The organism is Polymorphobacter multimanifer (assembly GCF_014205635.1).
In the GTDB taxonomy this organism is placed as follows: domain Bacteria; phylum Pseudomonadota; class Alphaproteobacteria; order Sphingomonadales; family Sphingomonadaceae; genus Sandarakinorhabdus; species Sandarakinorhabdus multimanifer.
In genome coordinates, this window is sequence record NZ_JACIIV010000065.1 from 1 (window position 1) to 3,019 (window position 3,019).

Annotated in this window: 4 protein-coding genes; 1 reads left to right on the plus strand and 3 read right to left on the minus strand. The window is 66.0% G+C overall.

The genetic code is table 11. The annotated features are described in order from the left end of the window. Positions 1–66 precede the first annotated feature (66 nt). Complete coding sequence (locus FHS79_RS18410; protein ID WP_184203295.1) at positions 67–210, minus strand: (2Fe-2S)-binding protein; 144 nt, start codon at positions 208–210, stop codon at positions 67–69. Continuing rightward, entirely contained in the window at positions 207–1,574 is a 1,368-nt protein-coding gene (locus FHS79_RS18415; RefSeq protein WP_184203297.1) for an amidohydrolase family protein, read from the minus strand. Before FHS79_RS18415 ends, FHS79_RS18410 begins: the two co-directional genes overlap by 4 nt. 411 nt (positions 1,575–1,985) lie before the next feature. Between FHS79_RS18415 and FHS79_RS18420 the strand changes: the two genes are divergently transcribed. Beyond that, complete coding sequence (locus FHS79_RS18420; protein ID WP_184203299.1) at positions 1,986–2,393, plus strand: acyl-CoA thioesterase; 408 nt, start codon at positions 1,986–1,988, stop codon at positions 2,391–2,393. 114 nt (positions 2,394–2,507) lie between these two features. Here FHS79_RS18420 and FHS79_RS18425 read toward each other — a convergent pair whose 3' ends face one another. Next, positions 2,508–2,840 carry a hypothetical protein gene (locus FHS79_RS18425; RefSeq protein ID WP_184203301.1) on the minus strand — a complete coding sequence of 111 codons (333 nt, stop codon included), beginning with the start codon at positions 2,838–2,840 and terminating at the stop codon, positions 2,508–2,510. Positions 2,841–3,019 lie beyond the last annotated feature (179 nt).

The following is a 3,019-nucleotide window of genomic DNA, read 5'->3' on the forward strand; positions in this document are numbered from 1 at the left end:
ACGAAATTCCGGCGAATACGGCGATGCTTTTTTCTTCTCTACCATGATGGGTATCCTCTGAGGGTTTTACCCTCCGGTAAACCCGGGGCAGTTCACACAGCCGAACCGGGCGGCGTACAGGCCGAGATCGTCGCGGAGGACGTAGAGCAGCGGCTCGGCGGGATCGCCTTCGAAGCGATGAGGGGCGCCGTTGATCGTGAGTTCGATCATGTGAACAACCTGGCGCTTGTTCCGGCGACTTCGGTTGCGAGCAGCGAACGGTCGATGCGCGTGAGCTGGCCATCGCGCTTCAGGATGGTGCCATCGACCATGACCAGCCTGATGTCGGACGGACGGACCGAGCGCAGGATGAGCGTTGCAGGATCGGCGTGCGGCTGCAGTGCCCGCGCATCGCGACGGACCATGATGAGGTCGGCACGCTTGCCCGGTGCCAGCGTTCCGGTGATTTCTCCCAGCCCCAGCGCCGCCGCACCGCCGCGAGTGCCGATCGCGAGCGCATCGAGCGGCTTCATCGCCATCTCGTTGCCGGTCTGCGCGTTGGCGAGGCCCTGGATGATCCGCAATTCGCGCAGCAGATCGGCAGCGCCAACCAGCGCCGGGGTGTCGATCGAGGCCGAGATGGCCACGCCCGCGCGGCGAAGCGCCGCGACCGGGGGCACGCCGAAGCCCACCGCGAACTCGGATGACGGTGCCAGCGAAACACTCGCCCCTTCGCGCGCGACGGCGTCGATCTCGTCCGCCTGTGCGTTGACCGCATGGACGAGTTGCATGTCCCGGCCGAGCAGGCCGCGCCCGGCCAATTCCCGGATATGGCCCTGGTTGGCGGCGCTGTTGTTGGCGTGCACGCTGACCGGCAGCCCCCGGTCGCGCGCCAAGGCGAGGTCGGCGCGCCAGACGGCTTCGGGGACCGCGGCCGGACGGTCCTCCACCGTCGCCATCACCCCGCGCCAGCCGAGGCCGAGGGTCAGCCGTCCCTCGCTCGACCATTCGTCCCACGCATCGTGCAGGCGGGTGAAGTCGGCGGCATCGAGGGGGCGGTCGAAGGGCGTCTCGCGCGTGGCGCCGTAGGAGAAGCGTGCGCGAAGGCCGCTCTCGCGCAGCCCCGCGAGCGCTGCGCGGGCATGATCCGGGCTGCGGATATTGTGGCACCAGTCATGAACCGTGGTGATGCCGTGATCGATGGCATCGGCAGCGGCGAGCAGGGCGGCGAGCCGCATCTCGGCCGGGCCGAAGCGACGACCGAGGCGGCCGGTCATCGCGAAATAGCCGCTGGCTTCGCTGCTGCTGTCGGCGAGGTTGCCGAGCAATGTCGTCCAGACATGCCAATGGGTATCGACCAGCCCGGGCAGCACGATCGCGCCGCGTGCATCGATGCGCTCGGCTGCCGGTGCTGTGATGCGCGGCCCGACGGCCACCACCTGGCGACCCCGGACGTGGACATCATGATCGGCCAGCATGGGCGTGCCGGGCACCATGGTGAGCACAGTTGCGCCCTGGATGAGATATTCACCCAAGGTCGGTTGCGCCGCGACACGGCCGGACGGCATCGCCGCCAAGGCGGGGGCTGCCAGCAACAATGTGCGTCGGGAAGGTCGGAAATCGTCTGGCAAGCGGGGCTGTCCGTCAGTTGTGAAGACGCCCCGATGAAGAGGACTGTATCCGACAAGCCCCGTGAAAGCCAAGACGTTCCGGAAAATGGAGCAGATGCCGATGCGTACGCTACGGTTGGCGAGCGAGCTTGAGATCGACGGCGGCACCATCGCAACAGCCTGAGGCATCAGACATCGACGATGGGACCGGCCGGGACCCGATGTTGCCAAAGGGGTCGGCAGACACCGGGTCGCGGCGTCCGTCGCATGTCGCGGTGGCGGTCCCCGCCGTGTATGGACTGCTTTTGCATGGCTGCCGGTGAAATGGAGGGCGCGCGTGGACAAGACCGATGCAAATCCGCTGTTTTACAAAGCCGGGATGGGGGTGCGCGCCTGATGCCGCCGCCCGCCGATCGCACCAGCTTCAGCCTGCAGCTCCGCGCCGAGGCGGCGGACATCGACGAGCTGGGGCATGTCAACAACGCCGTCTACCTCCGCTGGGTGCAGGCGGTGGCGGTGGCGCACTGGCAGGCGGTGGCGGCGCCCGAGCACCGCGACCGCTTCATCTGGGTGGTGAGCCGCCACGAGATCGACTATCGCGCCGCCGTGCTCGAGGGCGAGACGGTGACGGCGACGACCTGGGTGGGGACGCCGAGCGGCGCGCGCTTCGACAGGCACGTGGAGATCATCGGCGAGGACGGCAGGCTGCGGGCGCGGGCGCTGACGATCTGGGCGCTGCTCAATGCGGAAACGCGGCGGCTGTTGCGGGTGCCGGCGGCGGTGGCGGCGCCGTTTTTGCGGTAGGGCCAGGGGGTTTGGAGAAGGGCCTCCGGCGGCTGGGGCGGTGGGCCCCAGACCCCGTGAGGGCGTAGGCTCATTTGACGTGAATGGCCGGAATTGGTGGCAAGCGGACTTTCGTCAGGTATCCCGAACCCACGAATCAACCGCCACTCCATCTTTCCAGCGAACTTCCAAAATCCACACATCCATGAAACTGGGACAAAGGTGCCAGTGGCTAAGGCTAGCATCTGCATCTTCATCGTCCTCTGGACCAAGTAACTCCGCAATCTCAGCTCGCGTCTTGCCTTGCACGCCAATCCGTCCGCGAAGATCAACAAGCATCGAGCATCTTGTCTCGCCCCAAGTATCGGTCGACTTCCAAATTTTGGAGTTAAATGGGCGAGGCAATGTCTCGGTATAGGGGCCACTCGCGATATATAGTCCCGGCAAAACAATGAAAAGCGCGAGCATCAGGCCGCAACCTGCTGCGCGTGTCTTTGTTCTCGTTCGGTACGCCACAGCTTCGATCTATGCGATATAGCCAATGTCCGCAATTGGGCCGATTGTGTTGAAGAAGTCAGCGTTGTTCGCGGGCCGATAGGGCGATGTGAGCGGTGCGAGCGCGGGCGGTGTCGTTCAGGCCGGCACCG